This window comes from Sphingomonas sp. EU05-FHT14C10, assembly GCF_058790595.1.
The window spans coordinates 1-17,908 of the sequence record NZ_JBYTEN010000025.1 but is presented as its reverse complement, the minus strand read 5'-3'; the positions used below and the strand labels follow the sequence as shown (position 1 = coordinate 17,908).

The window sequence follows — 17,908 nt, the reverse complement described above, 5'->3', positions numbered from 1 at the left end:
CTCCAGAAGGGGTACGAATGGAAAATCTCGAATCCCCATCTTCTAAGCCACCTTCCTTAGCGGAGATCGCTTACGTTTCTGTTCGGTACGGCAATTTCGCGTTAGGTGGCGGAAGCGCCGGCGTGGCGGTCATGTACCGGGAGATATTCCATAAGCGTCATTGGCTCACCAATGACGAGTTTAATCTTATTTTCATCCTGGCTCGGCTCGCGCCCGGTACAAACCTCTTTGCTTTCGGAACGGGCGTGGGCTGGACATTGCGCGGCATTCTCGGTGCCGTAACCGCATTGTTGGCGGGCTCCATTCCCTGCAGCCTAATAATCTTCGCCGCGACGGCATTGTTCCGTGATTTGCAGCACAACCCTTGGGCGCAACCCGCCATCCACGGCGCTATCGCCGCCGCAGTTTCAATCACCGTCAAAGCCGGTTGGGAGATCGCCCATTCCCAATTACATGGTCGGGCTAAGCCTCGCGTTGTCATCGTCGCGATTACAGCCTTCGTGCTTTACACCTTTTTTAGCGTACCCGCTTTCGATGTTCTATTGCTAGCCGCACTGGCAGGCGCAGCCGCTCCACGGGACGCCGATGAACTTATTTGAACTCTATATTGTGTTCCTGCGCGGGTCCTTGACAGCTTTTTCTGGACTGGCGTCATTGCCAGTAATCCAAGATAGCCTAGTCACTCATAGCCACGTCCTCACTACCGCGCAGTTGAACGAAGCGCTCATGATTACGCGGAGCATGCCAGGACCCGTGGGATTATATTTTGTCAGCGTCGGTTACTTCGTCGCTGGTATTCCGGGCGCGATCACTGGCTGGCTGGCAACGATTACACCTGCATTTCTCATCATTCCAATGACCCACTTTGTTGGACGAAAGATGAAAAACCCGCGTGTACGCTCAGTCTTAGATGCTGTCATAACCGCAAGCGCGGGCCTTCTGGTCGCTTCGGCCATCCCTCTCGCTAAAGATGCGCTCACGAATCCTGTCGATATAATAATCGCATTGGCTAGCTTTGCATTCCTCCTACGGACGAACGTTGACACACTTTGGGTTATTCTTGCTGCGGGCGTTATCTCAACTACTGTCCCCGCCCTCGGCGTTTTGCAGAGTCTCACCTAAGCCCGCGCGATATGTCTTAGTAAAATCATATCTGGGTTCAGGAAGCATTGATTATAGCCCGAAGATGACGACTGCTGCGCCATCAGAATACGACCGTAATTCGCAATTGGGCGTTAGCGGTACAATTCAGCGGTCCGCTGGGCCTGCCTGACAGGCGAGCCGGGTTACCTGGTCGAGGAAGTTCCGAGATGCGCGGAACGCCGCTGATGAGTCTCGTTGACTCTCTGGCATGATGAGAACATTCTAAGAACATTTAGCCGTTCACGAGTGTTCTGGAGTGCATGTCCTCGTCCGTAAACCCGCAGATTTCCGCGCTTCGCGAGCAGATCGCCCGGCTCGAATCGGCCGGCTGGCGCCATCGCGGCGTGCTGCCATTCGGCCTGGAGTCGGTCGATCGGAAGATTCCGGGCGGCGGCTTGGCGCTGGGTGCGCTGCACGAGGTCGCCGGTGGCGGCAACGGCGCGGTGCATGGGGCGGCGGCGGCCCTGTTTGCCGCCGGGATCGCCGCGCGCACATCCGGCCAGGTGTTGTGGTGCGTGACGCGCCGAGATCTGTTTGCCCCGGCGCTGGCCCAGGCCGGCCTGCATCCGGATCGGGTGATCTACGCCGAGGTGGGCGACGAAAAGGCGGTGCTGGCCTGCATGGAGGAGGGCTTGCGACATGGCGACCTCGCGGCCGTCGTCGGCGAACTCGCACGCCTGCCGATGGTCGCCTCGCGCCGCCTTCAGCTCTGTGCCGAAGAGACCGGCACCATCGCGCTTGCGATAAGGCGTTGGCGGCGCATGACGGAGGCGGCGGATTTTGGGCAACCGACGGCGAGCGCCACGCGCTGGCGCGTCACCGCGCTCCCGTCCGCGCCCTTGCCGGTCCCCGGCGTCGGCCGGGCTCGCTGGCTGATCGAGCTGATCCGCGCGCGTGCCGGGGAATGCGCCGATTTCGAGTTGGACGCCTGCGATGACCAGGGCCGTCTCGCTCTACCTGCCGACCTGGCCCACGGACAGGCTCCGGCGGAGCCTCGGCGCGTCGGCGCCACCGCCTGAAACCCCGCTCGTCCTGGTTGGCCGTGAAGGAAGACGGCGGGCGGTGACGGCTGCGAGCCCGGCCGCTCTGGCGCTGGGAGTCCATCCCGGCATGGCCGTCGCCAAGGCGCAGGCCCTCATCGCCGGTCTGGAAGTCCGCGACGCCGATCCTGCCGGGGATGGGGCCGCGCTCGAACGTCTCGCCGTGTGGGCGCTGCGGCGGTATTCGCCTGTCGTCGCCGCCGACCCGCCTGACGGCCTGCATCTCGACATGGCGGGCGCCTCGCATCTGCTGGGCGGCGAAGCGGCATTCATCGCGGACTTGTCGCGGCGCCTGGCCGATAGCGGCGTTGCCGCGCGGATCGCCATCGCGCCAACCTACGGCGCGGCCCACGCTCTCGCGCGGTTCGGCCCAGCGCCAGCCTTGATCGTTCCGCCGCGTGATCTCGAAATCAGCCTTGCGCCCCTGCCGATCGCCGCGCTGAGGCTTGATGCGGCGGCAATCGAGAGTCTGCGCCGGCTGGGCGTCGATACGGTTGGCGAACTGGCGGCGCTGCCGCGCGCGCCGCTGGCCTTGCGCTTCGGCCCTGAAGTCTCGCGCAGGCTCGACCAGGCAATGGGCCGCGCGTCCGAACCCTTCGAGCTGGTCGAAGCGCCCGAACTCATCCGGGTGCGCCGCGCCTTCGCCGAACCGATCGCGGCCCCGGAAACACTGGCGCGTTACACGGCCAAGCTCGCTCTACAGCTTTGCGAGGCGCTGGAGCGGCAGGGCCTGGGGGCGCGGCGGCTCGATCTGCTGTTCCACCGCGTCGATAACCGCATCGAGGCGATCCGCGCCGGCACCGCCAAACCTTTGCGCGACGCCAAACGCATGACCCGCCTGCTCGGCGACAAGATCGAGACCGTGGCGCCGGGCTTCGGAATCGAGCTGATGACGCTGACGGCGACGATCGCCGAACCGCTCCATTATCGCGCCAACGCCTCAAGCCTGATCGAGCCGGCCACGCCGGACTTGTCCGATCTGGTCGACACGCTCGCCAACCGTATGGCGCATGGGACGCTCTATCGCTGCGCCCCGACGCAGAGCGAAGTTCCCGAACGCAATGTGCGAAGGATCGAGCCTCTGGCGGAACCCGCGGGCGTCACCTGGCCCGCCGACTGGCCGCGGCCATCGCGCCTGATCTGCCCGCCTGCGCCAGTCGAGGCGATGGCGCTGTTGCCCGACCATCCGCCAGTCAGCTTCACCTGGGGCGGGATTCGCCATCGGGTGAAGCGGGCCGATGGGCCGGAACGCATCTTCGGCGAATGGTGGGTGCGCGACGGCGAACTGGAGGCGGTGCGCGACTATTTCCAGGTCGAGGACGAAGCCGGCGAACGCTTCTGGCTGTTCCGGCGAGGCGATGGCGAAGACCCAAACACCGGCGATCATCGCTGGTATCTGCACGGGATCTTCGCATGACCCGCTACGCCGAGCTGCAATGCGCGTCGCATTTCTCGTTCCTGCGCGGGGCCAGCAGCGCCGAGGAATTGTTCGCCAGCGCCGCGATGCTCGGGATCGAGGCGCTGGCGATCACCGACCGCAACAGTCTCGCCGGCATTGTCCGCGCCCACGAAGCCGCCAAGGCGACCGGCGTGCGCCTGATCGTCGGATGCCGACTGGTCCTTGCCGACGGAACGGACGTGACCGTCTATCCGACCGACCGCTCGGCCTATGCGCGGCTCTGCCGGATGCTGTCGATCGGCAAGGGCCGGGCCGGAAAGGGCAAGTGCGAACTGCATTGGGGCGATCTCGCTGAATGGGGCGAAGGGCTGATCGCCACGCTCGCGCCCGATGCGGCCGACGACATCACCGCGCTGCGCCTGCGGCGGCTCGCCGATGGATTTCCCAGCCGGGCCTATATGGCGCTGACCCTGCGGCGGCGGCCGCGCGATTTCCTGCGCCTGCATGAACTGGTCAACATGGCGGCGCAGGCGGGCGTGCCGACCGTCGCCACCAATGACGTTCTTTTCCATGCACCCGAGCGCAGGATGCTTCAGGACGTGATGACCTGCATCCGGGAAGGCGTCACCATCGACGATGCCGGCTTCGCCAAGAACCGCCATGCCGACCGCTATCTCAAACCTCCCGACGAGATGGCGCGGCTGTTCCGCCTCTGGCCCGAGGCGGTGGCGCGCTCCGCCGACCTGGCCGAGCGTTGCCGCTTCCGCCTCGATGAGCTGGCCTACCAATATCCGCATGAAGTGGTCGACGACGGGCTGACCGCGCAGGCGACGCTCGAAAAACGCACATGGGAAGGCGCATCGGCGCGCTATCCCGAAGGCGTTCCCGACGAAGTGGCCGCCACGCTGCGCCACGAGCTGGGGCTGATCGAAAGCCTGGACTACGCGCCCTATTTTCTGACGGTCGACGCCATCGTGCGGTTCGCCCGCTCGCAGGACATCCTCTGTCAGGGACGCGGCTCGGCCGCAAACTCGGCGGTCTGCTACGTGCTCGGCGTTACCTCGATCGACCCGAGCCGGAATAGCCTGCTGTTCGAGCGTTTCGTCAGCCAGGAGCGGCGCGAGCCCCCGGACATCGACGTCGATTTCGAGCACCAGCGCCGGGAAGAAGTGATCCAATGGGTCTATGAAACCTACGGCCGGCACCGCGCCGCGTTGTGTTCGACCGTCATCCGCTATCGCGCCAAGGGCGCGCTGCGCGATGTCGGCAAGGCGATGGGGCTGCCCGAAGATGTGATCGGCCTCTTGTCCTCGCAGATATGGGGCTGGTCGACGGAAGGCGCGGAGCCGAAGCACGCCGAGGAACTGAACCTCAATCTCGACGACCGCCGGCTACGCCTCACGCTTGATCTCGCCCGCCAGCTCATCGGCACACCGCGTCATCTCTCGCAGCATCCGGGCGGCTTCGTGCTGACCGAGGATCGCCTGGACGAACTTGTCCCGATCGAGCCGGCAGCGATGGAAGATCGCCAGGTCATCGAGTGGGACAAGGATGATGTCGATGCCCTGGCGATGATGAAGGTCGATGTGCTGGCGCTGGGGATGCTGTCCTGTATGCGCCGCGGCTTCGACCTGCTGCGCGAGCATAAGGGCGTGGATCTCGATCTCGCGTCGGTCCCAGCAGAAGACCCCCGCACCTACGCGATGATCCGCAAGGCGGACACGTTGGGGACGTTCCAGATCGAGAGCCGGGCGCAGATGGCGATGCTCCCGCGCATGAAACCGCGCACCTATTACGATCTCGTCATCCAGGTGGCGATTGTCCGACCGGGGCCGATCCAAGGGGACATGGTGCATCCCTATCTGCGTCGCCGCGAAGGGCTGGAGCAGGTCGATTACCCGACCCCCGAACTGGAGCGCGTGTTGGGCAAGACGCTCGGCGTGCCGCTATTTCAGGAGCAGGCGATGCAGGTTGCGATGGTCTGCGCCGGCTTTTCGGCGAGCGAGGCCGACCAGCTCCGCCGCGCAATGGCAACGTTCAAACATACCGGCGGCGTGGTCAATTTCCGCGAGCGGCTGATGGGCGGCATGATCGAACGCGGCTATACCGAGGAGTTCGCCGACAGGACGGTGAGCCAACTCGAAGGCTTCGGCTCCTACGGCTTTCCAGAGTCGCACGCCGCCAGCTTCGCGCTGATCGCCTACGCCTCAAGCTGGCTCAAATGCTGGCACCCCGAGATATTCTGCGCCGCGCTGCTGAACAGTCAGCCGATGGGCTTCTACGCGCCGGCGCAGATCGTCCGCGATGCCCGCGAGCATGGCGTCGAGGTCCGGCCGGTTTGCGTCAACGCCTCGCGCTGGGACTGCACGTTGGAGCCGGCGGACGATCGGCTCGCCGTCCGGCTCGGGTTCAACCGCGTGTCGGGGCTCGCCAACGACCAGGCCGCCGCGATCGTCGCAGCACGGGCCGAGCGCCCCTTCGCTGATGTCGACGATGTATGGCGACGTGCTGGAGTGCCTGCGGCCGCGTTGGTGCGGCTCGCCGAAGCCGATGCCTTCCAGCCCGCCTTCGGCCTGGCGCGGCGCGAGGCGCTCTGGGCGATCAAGGCCTTGCGCGACGAGCCGCTTCCGCTGTTCGCGGCGGCGGCTCGTGACGACGGCAGGCCCGCACCGGAAATCGCCGAGGAAGCCGTGCGGCTGAAGGCCATGACGGCGGGCCGCGAAGTGGCCGAGGACTATCGCCATACCGGCCTGACCCTGCGCCGCCATCCGGTCGCCTTCCTGCGCGATGAGTTGGAGCGCGACCGCTTCGTTACCTGCGCCGCCGCCAATGGCTTGCGTGACGGCCGCTCCGTTCGCACCGCCGGCCTGGTGCTGGTCCGCCAGCGGCCGGGGAGCGCGAAGAACGTCACCTTCATCACCATCGAGGATGAAAGCGGCATCGCCAATCTCGTCGTCTGGCCGGACCTCTACGAGAAGCAACGCCGCATCGTGCTGACCGCCTCATTGCTCGGCATCCAGGGCCGGGTCCAGCGTGAGGGCGATGTCATTCACCTGATCTGCGCGCGGCTATTCGATCTGACGCCGCTATTGTCGAGCCTCGGCGAACGCGAGTTTCCGAAACCGGATGATCGCGGCGACGGCGCACGGTTCGGCATCACCGATGACCCGCGCGAGCGCCGACCATTGATGGTCAGCGCAGGCGAAGCAGAACGGCATGAAAGCGGACTCAAGCTGAAGTCCAGGAACTTCCATTGATCCCGCAGCGGACGTGGAGAGACGACCGGATACCCGCTCAACCCTCCGCGTGTGCGTTATGCCGCAAGACGTTCCACCTCCTCGCCCTGTGACTCCGCAACGGGCCGAGGTGTCAGGAAACGAACCAGTGCGGCCTTCCTGGAGCTGCGATCGAGCGCGTAATGCGTGTGTGATAGCTGCGCTCCGCTGAGCAGCGCGTCGATATATCCTGAGACCGTATCGGCCGCCATGACGAGCGCCGCATCGAGCGTATGGACATACCTGCTTGTAATCGACCCCGACGCATGGCCGAGCAGCGCCGCGATGGTGATCTCGGTGAAGCCCAGATCATTCGCCATGCTGGCGAAGCTGTGACGCAGCACATGGGCGGTAAGGTCCGCCAGTTCCGATCCCTCGAAGATCTTCGCCCAATGCCGGGGAAAGCTGCCGAACGGCTTGTCGCCGTTTCGCGTGCCGGGAAACACATAGGGGCTGTCGCCGCCCATATCCCGTTCGTCGAAATACTCCAGCACAGGCAAACCCATCGGCCGGACGGATTGGCCCTCCTTCGTATCCTCGAACCTGAAGCAGCTTCCCGCAGTATCGAGTTCGTCCTTGCGCAGCTTGATGATCTCGCTGCGACGGCAACCCGACATGGCGATCTGTCGGATCATCTCAACCGTGCGAGTGTAGCGTTCGTCTTCGGCAGCCTTGGTGAGGATGAGACCGAGCGTGCGATACTCGTCCTCGTTCAAGCGGCGCGAGCGCACGGCATCCTTCGGCTTGCGGACGCCATGCGCCGGGTTCACGTCAATTATGCCCAGCTCGTCCCGCGCATAGGTGAAGATGCCGCCCAGGAGGCCAACAGTGCGGCTGGCGACGCCGATGCCGCCGCGAACGATCGACTTGCCACGCAGCTTCTCTGTCTTGTGAACCCCGCGCGTCTTGCCCGCCATGATGTCCTTCATCATGGCCGTCACGTCCGCCTTGGTGACGTGCGTGACGCGCTTCTTGCCCAGAAGCGGGATGATGTGGCGGTTGATCCGGCCAAGGTCGGTGATCTTGGTGCTGGCCTTCTTCGGCCGACCGCCCTTCCCGAGGATGCGGCCGGCTTCGAGTTCCGCGATATAAAGCTCGCAAAGCTCCTTCACCGAAATCGCCTTGCGCGCGCTATTTCGATTTTCGAGCGGATCGTTGCCCTTTGAGACTTCGGCCAGGGCTTGAATTGCCAACGTGCGCGCCTGCTCGGCGGTGATCTGGCCGTGCCGGCCCAGCTTCATCCGGCGTCGCACATTGTTGGCGTTTCGGTAATCGACGAAGTAGGTCCGGGTGCCGGACGGTAGGACGAAAATGCCGAAGCCCTTCAGTTCGCCGCACCAGACGGTATATTGCTTGTCGCGTGGCTCGGACTTGTCCACGACGGTTTTCGTAAGTTTCGACATAAGCACCTCGCTAGCGCGGGTTCAAAAAACTCACCAAAAACTCACCACTGAATCGAAAACTGTGGGTGTCATTGGCGTAGCGCAGAGAACCCTGAAAGTCAAGAAACTACTGTTAAAACAGTATGTTAGCGTGCTCTAGCGTTGGGTTGGTAAGACCTTCGTAGTGGTGTAGTTCTAGCTCCGAAGGCAGAGGCCACAGGTTCGAATCCTGTCGGGTGCGCCATTTCCTCCGCCATTTTTGCGATCGTCGACCAGTCTGGTGCGAGGGAGCTGTCATTGTCTCCGAACCGGGCTCATCGGAAAATCGGGCCTGCGCGGAGCCTGACCTGGATCCTTCATCGCATAATAATGAACGGCCTCGATCCTCATTTCCGTCATCGACGTCGAAGCCAACACTCCACGATTGTCCTCCTTCAATATCTCTGCCAAGAGATCGATCCAAAATGGAGTAGATCATGGCCGACACCGAAGTCCTGATGACCCTGACCGCCGACATCGTTGCGGCGCATGTGAGCAACAACAATGTCGCGGTGTCGGATGTGCCGACCTTGATCCAGAGCGTTCATGCAACGCTGGCGACGCTTGGCGAAGAACCCAAGATCGAGGATGTGAAGCAGGAGCCCGCAGTATCGGTGCGTGCTTCGATCAAGCCCGATTATCTCGTCTGCCTCGAAGACGGCAAGAAGCTGAAAATGCTCAAGCGCTATCTGATGACCAACTATAAGATGACGCCCGACCAATATCGCGCCAAGTGGAACCTACCGGCCGATTATCCGATGGTTGCGCCCAACTATGCGGAGCGTCGCCGCACCCTCGCCAAGAAGATCGGCCTTGGCCGCAAGCCCGGTACGCGCGTCAAGAAATAGGCCGGGTCCGGCAGCCGCCTCCGGCGTGACGGTTCAAGCCGGCGCGCGTCAGGAGCGGATGATTTCGCCGTCTTCCTTGGTGAAGCTGTCCGACCGGTTTTCGAGCAGGTCCAGAACCGATTCCGAAGGGCGGCAGAGCTGCGTGCCCCGGGGCGTCACGACGATCGGGCGGTTCACGAGGATCGGGTGATCCAGCATTGCCGCGAGGATCGCCTCGTCGGCAACGTCCGGCCCCAGCAATCCGAGCGCGGCGGCGGGCGTCCCCTTTTCGCGCAGCAGATCGCGGGCGGCGGCGCTCATCGCCGCAAAAAGCTGCTCGAGGAGCGGGCGCGTCCAGCCCGCGACGCGATAGTCGACAATCGTCGGCGCGTATCCGGCCGCCTCGATCATCGCCAGCGCGTTGCGCGAGGTGCCGCAGTCCGGGTTGTGATAGATGGTGACAGGAAAAGGACCGGTCATGCCTGCGCCGCCTTCTTGGCGCGGGCGACGGCCGCCCCGCGTTCATACCAGCCGCGCGAGCGGTTCACGATGGCGACAACCGACAGCATGACCGGCACCTCGATCAGCACGCCCACAACGGTGGCGAGCGCGGCGCCCGACTGAAGCCCAAACAGCCCGATCGCCGTCGCGACCGCGAGCTCGAAGAAATTGCTTGCCCCGATCAGCGCCGACGGCCCCGCCACGCAGTGCGCCTCACCCGCCGCGCGATTGAGCATATAGGCCAGGCCGGCATTCAGATAGACCTGGATCAGGATGGGAATGGCGAGCAGCGCGATGACCAGCGGCTGCGCGACGATCTGTCTGCCCTGGAAACCGAACAGCAGCACCAGCGTCGCCAGCAGCGCGATCAGCGACACCGGGCCGAGCCGGGCCAGCAGCCGATCCAGCGCGGGCTGACCGCCCTTTGCCAGGAGAAAGCGCCGCGCAAGCTGCGCGATGACCACAGGCACGACGATGTAGAGCACGACCGAGAGCAGCAGTGTATCCCATGGCACGGTGATCGACGCGACGCCGAGCAGCAGGCCGACCAAGGGCGCGAACAGGACGACCATCAGCGCATCGTTGAGCGCGACCTGGCTGAGAGTATAGGCCGGCTCCCCGTCGCAGAGATTCGACCAGACGAAGACCATCGCGGTGCACGGTGCCGCGGCCAGCAGGATCAGGCCCGCCACATAGGAGGAGGATTGCCCTGTCGGCAGCAGGGGGGCGAACAGCCAACCGATGAAAAGCGCGCCGAGCAACGCCATCGAAAAAGGCTTCACCGCCCAGTTGACGAAAAGCGTGACGCCGACGCCGCGCCAGTATCGACGCACCTTGCCAAGCGCGCCGAAGTCGATCTTCAGCAGCATCGGGACGATCATCAGCCATACCAGCATGGCGACAGGCATGTTGACGCTGACGATCTCGGCCGAGCCGATCGCCGCAAAGACGCCCGGCATGAAATGGCCGGCGGCGATCCCGACGACGATGCACAGCGCGACCCAGAGCGACAGATAGCGCTCGAAGACGGTCATGCCTTGGCGCTCCCCGGGCAACAGGCGGCCTGATAGGTCAACGGCGCGCAAATCTCCGGCTGGCCGCCGCAGCAATCGGATATGAGGAAACCCAGAAGGCCGCGCATCCCCTCATAATCGGCGGAGTAGATGACGGATCTGCCCTCGCGACGCGACCGGATCAGCCCTGCATGGCCGAGGATGGTCAGATGCGTGGACAATGTGCTGGGTCGTACCCCCACTTCGCGGGCGATCTCACCCGCCGGCACGCCATCCTCGCCGGCCCGCACCAGCAACCGGAAAACGGCCAACCGATGCCCATGGGCCAGTGCGGACAAGGCCTCGACGGCTTCGGGCAGCAGCATCAGCAGCACGCCGCCCTGGGCGCGCAGGAGGCGATCGACGCCGGCTCGGGATGAGCCTCATCCTCGCCGTAAGATGTCGCTTCGCCACGCGTGAAGAAGGTTTCCCAGCGCACGCCTGCCGTGTCCGTCACCCAGCTCTTGTCCGAATTGGCATAGCAACAGGTCGTCGCGTCCTGATCGAAGGTCTGGCTGCCGGCCGCCTTCAGGCGCGCCGCAAGCTCGGCAAGCTCATCAGGCGCATCGACCTGGATGCCGACATGATCGATCCCCGTCGCGCGGGCGCGCGATGATATGGCGAAATTGACGCGCGGATCATCGAGCATCCACTTCGCATAATCGTCCTTCACGACGATGGGCGGCGTATCGAACAGCGTACCGTAGAAAGCGATCGCCTGTTCGAGGTCGGGCACGCTGACGTGCATGTGCAAACGCTTCATAGCGGCGACCTTCATTATTTCGATAATTCGATTATCTCCGAATTATCGATTCGACAAGCGGATTAGCGGCTGCGGGCGACAGGAGCCTTGCCCCCCGGCCGACCTTCATATGTCTTATATCGATGCGAGAAGGCGCGTAGGCTTCGGGCGACGAGGGTCGGAGTCGATAAGTCTGATCCAGATATTCAATTTCTCGGTCGCCGGAGTTTGAATCTACTGTTTCCCTGTCGGACTGCGGCGTGGCCGCCAGCCGGCGAGGCAGAGGATGGAGCAGAACATGGATGCCAAAGTCGGAGATGTAGCTGGCGGCTGCCCGTTCGGGCACAGCGCGGGCCGTGGCGGACGCCACACCAATCGCGAATGGTGGCCCGAGCGGCTCGACCTTTCGGGCCTGAACCAGCATTCGCCCCGATCCGACCCGATGGGCGCGGATTTCGATTATGCGGCGGAATTCAAGACGCTCGACCTCGATGCCGTCATCGCGGACCTGACCTGCCTGATGACGGATTCGCAGGATTGGTGGCCGGCCGACTTCGGCCATTATGGCGGGCTGATGATCCGTCTCGCCTGGCACAGCGCCGGCACCTATCGCATCACCGACGGGCGCGGCGGCGCGGGTGGCGGGCAGCAGCGCTTCGCCCCGCTCAACAGCTGGCCGGACAACGCCAACCTCGACAAGGCGCGCCGCCTGCTGTGGCCGATCAAGCAGAAGTACGGCCGCAAGCTGTCATGGGCCGACCTGCTCGTCCTTGCGGGCAACGTCGCGCTCGAATCGATGGGCTTCAAGACCTTCGGCTTCGGCGGCGGGCGCGCGGACACATGGGAGCCCGAGGAGCTTTACTGGGGCCCCGAGGGCACCTGGCTGGGCGACGAGCGCTATAGCGGCGAGCGCCAGCTCCACCCCGGGCTCGGCGCGGTGCAGATGGGCCTCATCTACGTCAATCCCGAAGGCCCCAACGGCAATCCCGATCCGATCGCATCGGCGCGCGACATCCGCGAGACCTTCGCACGCATGGCGATGGATGACGAGGAAACGGTGGCGCTGATCGCTGGCGGCCATACGTTCGGCAAGACGCACGGCGCGGGCGACCCCTCGTTCGTGGGTGTCGACCCCGAAGGCGCGGTGATCGAGGATCAGGGTCTGGGCTGGCGCAGCAAGCACGGCACCGGCATCGGCGCCGACGCGATCACCGGCGGCCCCGAAGTGATCTGGAGCCAGACGCCGACCAAATGGTCCAACTATTTCTTCGACAACCTGTTCAACTATGAGTGGGAGCTGACGGCGAGCCCGGCCGGCGCGAAACAGTGGGTGGCGAAGGATGCGCCCGCTGACATCCCCGACCCCTTCGATCCGGCGAAGACGCGCAAGCCGATGATGCTGACGTCGGACCTCGCGCTGCGTTTCGACCCGGCCTATGAGAAGATTTCGCGGCGCTTCCACCAGAATCCCGACGAATTCGCCGATGCGTTCGCCCGGGCCTGGTTCAAGCTCACCCACCGCGACATGGGCCCGAAAGGCCGCTATCTCGGCAAGCTGGTGCCCGCCGAAGAGCTGATCTGGCAGGATCCGATCCCGGCGGTCGACCATGCGCTGATCGACGAAGCGGATATCGCCGCGCTCAAGCAGAAGATCCTGGCGACCGGGCTTTCGGTGCCGCGGCTCGTCTCGGCGGCGTGGGCGTCGGCTTCGACCTATCGTGGATCGGACAAGCGCGGCGGCGCGAACGGCGCACGCATCCGCTTTGCCCCGCAGAAGGACTGGGACGCCAACAACCCCTCCGATCTCGCCCAGGTGCTCGACGCGCTTGGCGGGATTCAGGCGGACTTCAATGCGGCCGCCGGCGGCGGCAAGAAGGTGTCGATCGCCGACCTGATCGTGCTGGCCGGTGTCGCGGCGATCGAGAAGGCCGCGAAGGACGGCGGGGTCGAGGTGAAAGCGCCCTTCACGCCGGGACGTGCCGACGCGCTGGAAGCGCAGACCGACGCGCATTCGTTCGAAGCGCTGCGGCCCGTTGCCGACGGCTTCCGCAACTATTATCATCCGCTCAACTTCATGGCGCCGGAAGAAGCGCTGGTCGACAAGGCGCAGCTGCTGCGCCTCAGCGGCCCCGAGATGACGGTGCTGGTCGGCGGACTGCGCGTACTGGGCGCCAATAGCGGCGGCGCGAAGGAAGGCGCGTTCACCGACCGGGTCGGCACGCTGTCCAACGACTTCTTCGTCAACCTGCTCGACAGCGGGACCGAATGGGTCGCGACCGACAACAAGAACCGCTTCGACGGGCTCGACCGCCACAGCAGGCAACCCAAATGGTCGGCGACGCGTGTCGACCTGATCTTCGGATCGCATTCGGAGCTGCGCGCCTGGGCGGAAGTCTATGCCGCGTCGGATTCGAAGGAGAAGTTCGCGAAGGACTTCGTGGCGGCGTGGACCAAGGTGATGAACGCCGACCGGATCGATATCGCCTGACCGGCCGGCGACGGAAATGAAATGCGCCGCCGGCAGCAATGCCGGCGGCGCACTTTTTCCTCAGATCAGGCGAAGGAAACGGTGGTGCGGCGGCGGCGCATCGCGCCGCCGACCATGCCGAAGCCCGCGATGAGCATCGCCCAGGTCGTCGGCTCGGGAACCGACGAGCGGAAACGCTCCATCATTTCCGACGTCGACATCTGATAGTCGAGATTGCTCAACACATCGACGTTGAGGTTCCAGCCGAGGGCGTCGAACATCGCGAGATCCTGCGCGGTGACGATGCCTTCCTGGCAGAGACCGCCGGTCGGATCCATGATGCCGACCTGCGCTTCGGTGAGCTGGGTGCAGCTCACGCCATCATGGATACGGCCGCCTTCGCGCCAGTGTGAGGTCTGGAAGCCGTCCGGACCCGACGAGAAGCCCGAATTGTTGAGGAACTCGGTCGCGCCGCCGTCGATCGAGAAATAGGCGTAGCCGCCCCAGGTCTGGTCCCATACGCCGTTCTTGTAGCGGAACATGTCGGTGTTCGACGGCGTCGAATTGGCCGTCGTGTTCTGCGCGACGGCGCTGGTAAAGCCGAGCGCATGGCCCATTTCGTGCACCGCGACGCTGACAAAGTCCGATGCCGGGTTGCTGGCGTCGAAGCCGTCACGCGTGTCGAAGTCGAAGGCGCGCGCCGAGTTGAAGGTGATCGTCGCATCGATGGCGCTTGCCGAACCCGTATAAAGGCCGAGTGCCTTCTGCAGGGTGTTGTTGAGGCGCACGTTGGTGGCATTCATCGTCGGCAGGTTGGCGACGACGCTGGCATCGAGCGCGCTGGTGGCATCAGCCGTGAGGGCATTGCGCCAGGCAACCTGCGTCTTGGTGCCGGAAGCGCTCGACGTCTGGCCCAGCGTGGTCGGCGCGAAGCCGGCCGAGGTGAAGCCGACGCGGAAGTTGAGCGTCACGTCGTTGGTGATCACCGATTCCCAATATTTCGCAGCGACCGAGAAAGCGAAATAGGCGTCGGTTCCCACTTCGACGCCGCCGGTGTTGATCAGGTTGATCGTCAGCGCGTTGGCGCTGCTGGCCGAGCACAGGCCGAGTAGAGCCGCCGACCCCAGGGTCGTGAGTTTGAGCAGTTTCATGTGTGTCTCCCCATTGCGAGTCCGGCGCCTTCCCTGGCGCCGCCCTCGACCCCGGATGGTTATGGAAAAATTTACTTATATCAACAGGATAACCCGTCTCGATTCGAGAATTGCACAATTTGTAACAAAATGTTGCTGCGCGCCGCCCTGACGTCAGATTTGCGTTCAATCTGGACTTAAATTGGTACGATCGACCTCCTGCGCCGGCGCAAACCTGTCCCGACAGCCAGCACAATGCTTGCGAGCAGAGCGAATCACCGCTGCCCGGACGCAGGGGGCCGGCAACGGCACGCCTGCCGCGCCATTCGCTCTCCATGCCCCGATTGAGGCTTAACGACGGGAAAGCGGCTTGATCCCCGCAGCGATCCCTGCTTGATCCTCAAGCCCATGAAAGTCGACGGCAACAGGTTCAGGCGGAAGCGATTCGGCACCTTCCTTTCGGTGGTCGATCGCGCGGGCGTCACGGGGCGCCCGGTCCGCATCCTCGATATCGGCGGCACCGCCAGCTACTGGAAGGCGTTCGAGCCTTTGTGGGAGGGCCGCGCCTTCGACATCACCATCGTCAACCTCGGCGTCGAGCCGAGCGACGACGGCATCTATCATCTGCGCCCGGGCAATGCCTGCGCCATGCCCGAACATGCCGACGGCAGCTTCGACATCGTCCATTCCAACAGCGTGATCGAACATGTCGGCCGCTGGCCCGAGATGGTGGCGATGGCCGGCGAGGTCCGCCGCATCGCACCGCATTATTATCTGCAGACGCCCAATTTCTGGTTCCCGATCGAGCCGCATTTCCGCACCGCGCTGATCCACTGGCTGCCGGAGCAGACGCGCGCCGCAATGCTGACGGGCCGGAAGCGCGGCTTCCGCAGTGCCGCGAATTTCGACGAGGCGATCCGGCAGGTGCAGGACATCAACCTGCTGACCATGCGCCAGATGGCCGAACTGTTCCCCGACGCCGAGTTGGAGCGCGAACGCTTCGCGGGCGTATTCACCAAATCGCTGATCGCCAAGCGCTGAGAAGCGCTTTGCGGGCGGCGCCGGTCGATCCCGCCCGCAAATGGCGCTTTTCCGCCATGTTGCGATGAGTGCACATAACCATCCACAAGATATTGTGGGTGCATCCAAATTTTTGAGCGCGGGGCTGCGCTTTTGGATGGCGTCGGATTCCGAAAAGGCATATCGTTAACGTCTGGGCCGAACGGGGGATCGGGAACCGGATTGTCGCGGTCATCGCCAATCGAGATTCCTGCCCGCGCTTGTCGCGGGGCCACCACTGCGCCCGATAGTGTCAACCGCGTCCAAGGATAGCCCGATGCCGCTTCTCCAAGCCTCCAAGACCTACAAGCCCTTCGAATATCCGTGGGCCTTCGAGTTCTGGAAGCGTCAGCAGCAGCTCCACTGGCTGCCGGAGGAAGTGCCGCTGGGTGAGGATTGCCGCGACTGGGCGCAGAAGCTGACCGATCATGAGCGCAACCTGCTGACCCAGATCTTCCGCTTCTTCACGCAGGCCGACGTCGAGGTGCAGGATTGCTACCACGAGAAATATGGCCGCGTGTTCAAGCCGACCGAGATCAAGATGATGCTGACCGCGTTCAGCAACATGGAGACGGTGCACATCGCGGCCTATTCGCACCTGCTCGACACGATCGGCATGCCCGAGAGCGAATATTCGGCCTTCCTCCAGTATAAGGAGATGAAGGACAAGCACGACTATCTCGCCACCTTCGGCGTCGATACCGATGAGGATATCGCCAAGACGCTCGCCATGTTCGGCGGCTTCACCGAGGGGCTGCAGCTCTTCGCCAGCTTCGCGATGCTGATGAACTTCCCGCGCTTCAACAAGATGAAGGGCATGGGGCAGATCGTGAGCTGGTCGGTGCGCGACGAGAGCCTGCACTGCGAAGGCATCATCCGCCTGTTCCATGCCTTCTGCAAGGAACGCGACTGCATGACCGCGTCGGTGCGCGACGACATTCTCGACATGTGCCAGAAGACGGTGCGCATCGAGGACGCCTTCATCGATCTGGTGTTCGAGATGGGGCCGGTGAACGGCATGGCGCCCAAGGACATCAAGAAATATGTCCGCTACATCGCCGACTGGCGGCTGGGGCAGCTGGGCCTGAAGCCGATCTACATGATCGAGGAGCACCCCCTGCCCTGGCTGGCGCCGCTGCTCAACGGCGTCGAGCACGCCAACTTCTTCGAGACGCGCGCCACCGAATATTCGAAGGCCGCGACCAAGGGCAACTGGAGCGAAGTGTGGGACAGCTTCGACCGCCGCAAGTCCGCCAAGGAAAAGGCCGCCGCCAACGAGGATAATGGCGAAGGCGGCGACATGTTCACGCGCGCGGGCGTGGCGGCGGAGTGATTAATCTTCCGACCAAACCTCTTGTATAAGTTCCACGTGGCGAATGAGATTTGAGAGGGCCTTGGAATCGGGGCGCCCCTCAAATCTTAATTCGACAAGACAGTCTCTAGAAAGCCTTATCCTCATGGTTTCGGTTTCTAGAGGCGCGACGGGAGTCAGACTCTGCATTGGAGTATTTCGCTCCATCGGATTACCGCTAGAAAGTATCTCGTTGTGAGTCTCCGAAGGCTCCAATGTCTCTCGATACTCAGCCACATAAGCAGCAGTTCTACGTAAAGAATCTATGCACTCGTCCGCGCCACTTTTTGAAAAGCCCATTTCTCGAATCAAAAAAGCCCGGATCGGCTCGTCTGCAGTCGGAAATTTCCCCTCGAAGCGCCCATAAATAGCTTGAAACACATCCGGCGCCATAGCCGCTTCCAAGACCGCCTCTGATTTTTCAGTGACGTGACCCCCGGCTTTCATCCAGCGGCAACCAGAGACCGATCATTGTTGTCGCGCATCAGCGCAGGTGAAGCA

Annotated in this window: 14 protein-coding genes and 2 pseudogenes; 9 read left to right on the top strand and 7 right to left on the bottom strand. The window is 63.6% G+C overall.

What is annotated here, in order from left to right:
* Positions 1-17 precede the first annotated feature (17 nt).
* From AC3WT0_RS17785 to AC3WT0_RS17765, 5 genes are all read left to right on the top strand, one after another.
* Positions 18-599 (top strand): chromate transporter, encoded by a 582-nt coding sequence (locus tag AC3WT0_RS17785; RefSeq protein ID WP_492754777.1) that lies wholly within the window; start codon positions 18-20, stop codon positions 597-599.
* Positions 586-1,122, top strand: a complete 537-nt coding sequence (locus tag AC3WT0_RS17780) for a chromate transporter (protein WP_492754776.1) — start codon at positions 586-588, stop codon at positions 1,120-1,122. The genes AC3WT0_RS17785 and AC3WT0_RS17780 overlap by 14 nt, the downstream gene beginning before the upstream one ends.
* A gap of 281 nt (positions 1,123-1,403) precedes the next feature.
* A complete protein-coding gene (locus tag AC3WT0_RS17775) occupies positions 1,404-2,162 on the top strand; it encodes an ImuA family protein (RefSeq protein WP_492754775.1) in 759 nt (252 codons plus the stop codon).
* On the top strand, positions 2,077-3,600 hold the full coding sequence (locus AC3WT0_RS17770; RefSeq protein ID WP_492754774.1) for a Y-family DNA polymerase: 1,524 nt from the start codon (positions 2,077-2,079) through the stop codon (positions 3,598-3,600). The genes AC3WT0_RS17775 and AC3WT0_RS17770 overlap by 86 nt, the downstream gene beginning before the upstream one ends.
* Entirely contained in the window at positions 3,597-6,839 is a 3,243-nt protein-coding gene (locus AC3WT0_RS17765) for an error-prone DNA polymerase (protein ID WP_492754773.1), read from the top strand. Before AC3WT0_RS17770 ends, AC3WT0_RS17765 begins: the two co-directional genes overlap by 4 nt.
* A 56-nt stretch (positions 6,840-6,895) precedes the next feature.
* On the opposite strand, the gene AC3WT0_RS17760 is transcribed toward AC3WT0_RS17765, so the two are convergent.
* Positions 6,896-8,260, bottom strand: coding sequence for a tyrosine-type recombinase/integrase (locus AC3WT0_RS17760; protein WP_492754772.1), 1,365 nt, complete (start codon positions 8,258-8,260; stop codon positions 6,896-6,898).
* Between the two features lie 455 nt (positions 8,261-8,715).
* Here AC3WT0_RS17760 and AC3WT0_RS17755 point away from each other — a divergent pair, with 455 nt between their 5' ends.
* Positions 8,716-9,126, top strand: coding sequence for a Ros/MucR family transcriptional regulator (locus AC3WT0_RS17755; RefSeq protein WP_492754771.1), 411 nt, complete (start codon positions 8,716-8,718; stop codon positions 9,124-9,126).
* A gap of 48 nt (positions 9,127-9,174) precedes the next feature.
* Here the strand turns inward: AC3WT0_RS17755 and arsC are convergent, their stop codons facing one another.
* The 4 genes from arsC to AC3WT0_RS17735 are packed head-to-tail and all read right to left on the bottom strand — an operon-like array spanning position 9,175 to position 11,421.
* Positions 9,175-9,585, bottom strand: coding sequence for an arsenate reductase (glutaredoxin) (arsC, locus tag AC3WT0_RS17750; RefSeq protein WP_492754770.1), 411 nt, complete (start codon positions 9,583-9,585; stop codon positions 9,175-9,177).
* Positions 9,582-10,640 carry an ACR3 family arsenite efflux transporter gene (gene arsB / locus AC3WT0_RS17745; RefSeq protein ID WP_492754769.1) on the bottom strand — a complete coding sequence of 353 codons (1,059 nt, stop codon included), beginning with the start codon at positions 10,638-10,640 and terminating at the stop codon, positions 9,582-9,584. The genes arsC and arsB overlap by 4 nt, the downstream gene beginning before the upstream one ends.
* Positions 10,637-10,984, bottom strand: coding sequence for an ArsR/SmtB family transcription factor (locus AC3WT0_RS17740; RefSeq protein ID WP_492754800.1), 348 nt, complete (start codon positions 10,982-10,984; stop codon positions 10,637-10,639). Before AC3WT0_RS17740 ends, arsB begins: the two co-directional genes overlap by 4 nt.
* A complete protein-coding gene (locus AC3WT0_RS17735; protein WP_492754768.1) occupies positions 10,984-11,421 on the bottom strand; it encodes an ArsI/CadI family heavy metal resistance metalloenzyme in 438 nt (145 codons plus the stop codon). Before AC3WT0_RS17735 ends, AC3WT0_RS17740 begins: the two co-directional genes overlap by 1 nt.
* Before the next feature lie 277 nt (positions 11,422-11,698).
* On the opposite strand from AC3WT0_RS17735, the gene katG reads away from it, so the two are divergent.
* A complete protein-coding gene (katG, locus tag AC3WT0_RS17730; protein WP_492754767.1) occupies positions 11,699-13,888 on the top strand; it encodes a catalase/peroxidase HPI in 2,190 nt (729 codons plus the stop codon).
* A 65-nt stretch (positions 13,889-13,953) separates the two neighbouring features.
* On the opposite strand, the pseudogene AC3WT0_RS17725 reads toward katG, so the two are convergent.
* Positions 13,954-14,055, bottom strand: a pseudogene (locus AC3WT0_RS17725) (PEPxxWA-CTERM sorting domain-containing protein); the annotation flags it as partial.
* 81 nt (positions 14,056-14,136) lie between these two features.
* Positions 14,137-15,018: pseudogene (locus AC3WT0_RS17720) on the bottom strand (NF038122 family metalloprotease); the annotation flags it as partial.
* 372 nt (positions 15,019-15,390) lie between these two features.
* Between AC3WT0_RS17720 and AC3WT0_RS17715 the strand changes: the two are divergent.
* Together AC3WT0_RS17715 and AC3WT0_RS17710 are read left to right on the top strand one after the other, a co-directional pair.
* A complete protein-coding gene (locus AC3WT0_RS17715) occupies positions 15,391-16,038 on the top strand; it encodes a class I SAM-dependent methyltransferase (RefSeq protein WP_492754766.1) in 648 nt (215 codons plus the stop codon).
* A gap of 295 nt (positions 16,039-16,333) precedes the next feature.
* On the top strand, positions 16,334-17,389 hold the full coding sequence (locus tag AC3WT0_RS17710; RefSeq protein WP_492754765.1) for a ribonucleotide-diphosphate reductase subunit beta: 1,056 nt from the start codon (positions 16,334-16,336) through the stop codon (positions 17,387-17,389).
* Positions 17,390-17,908: the final 519 nt, after the last annotated feature.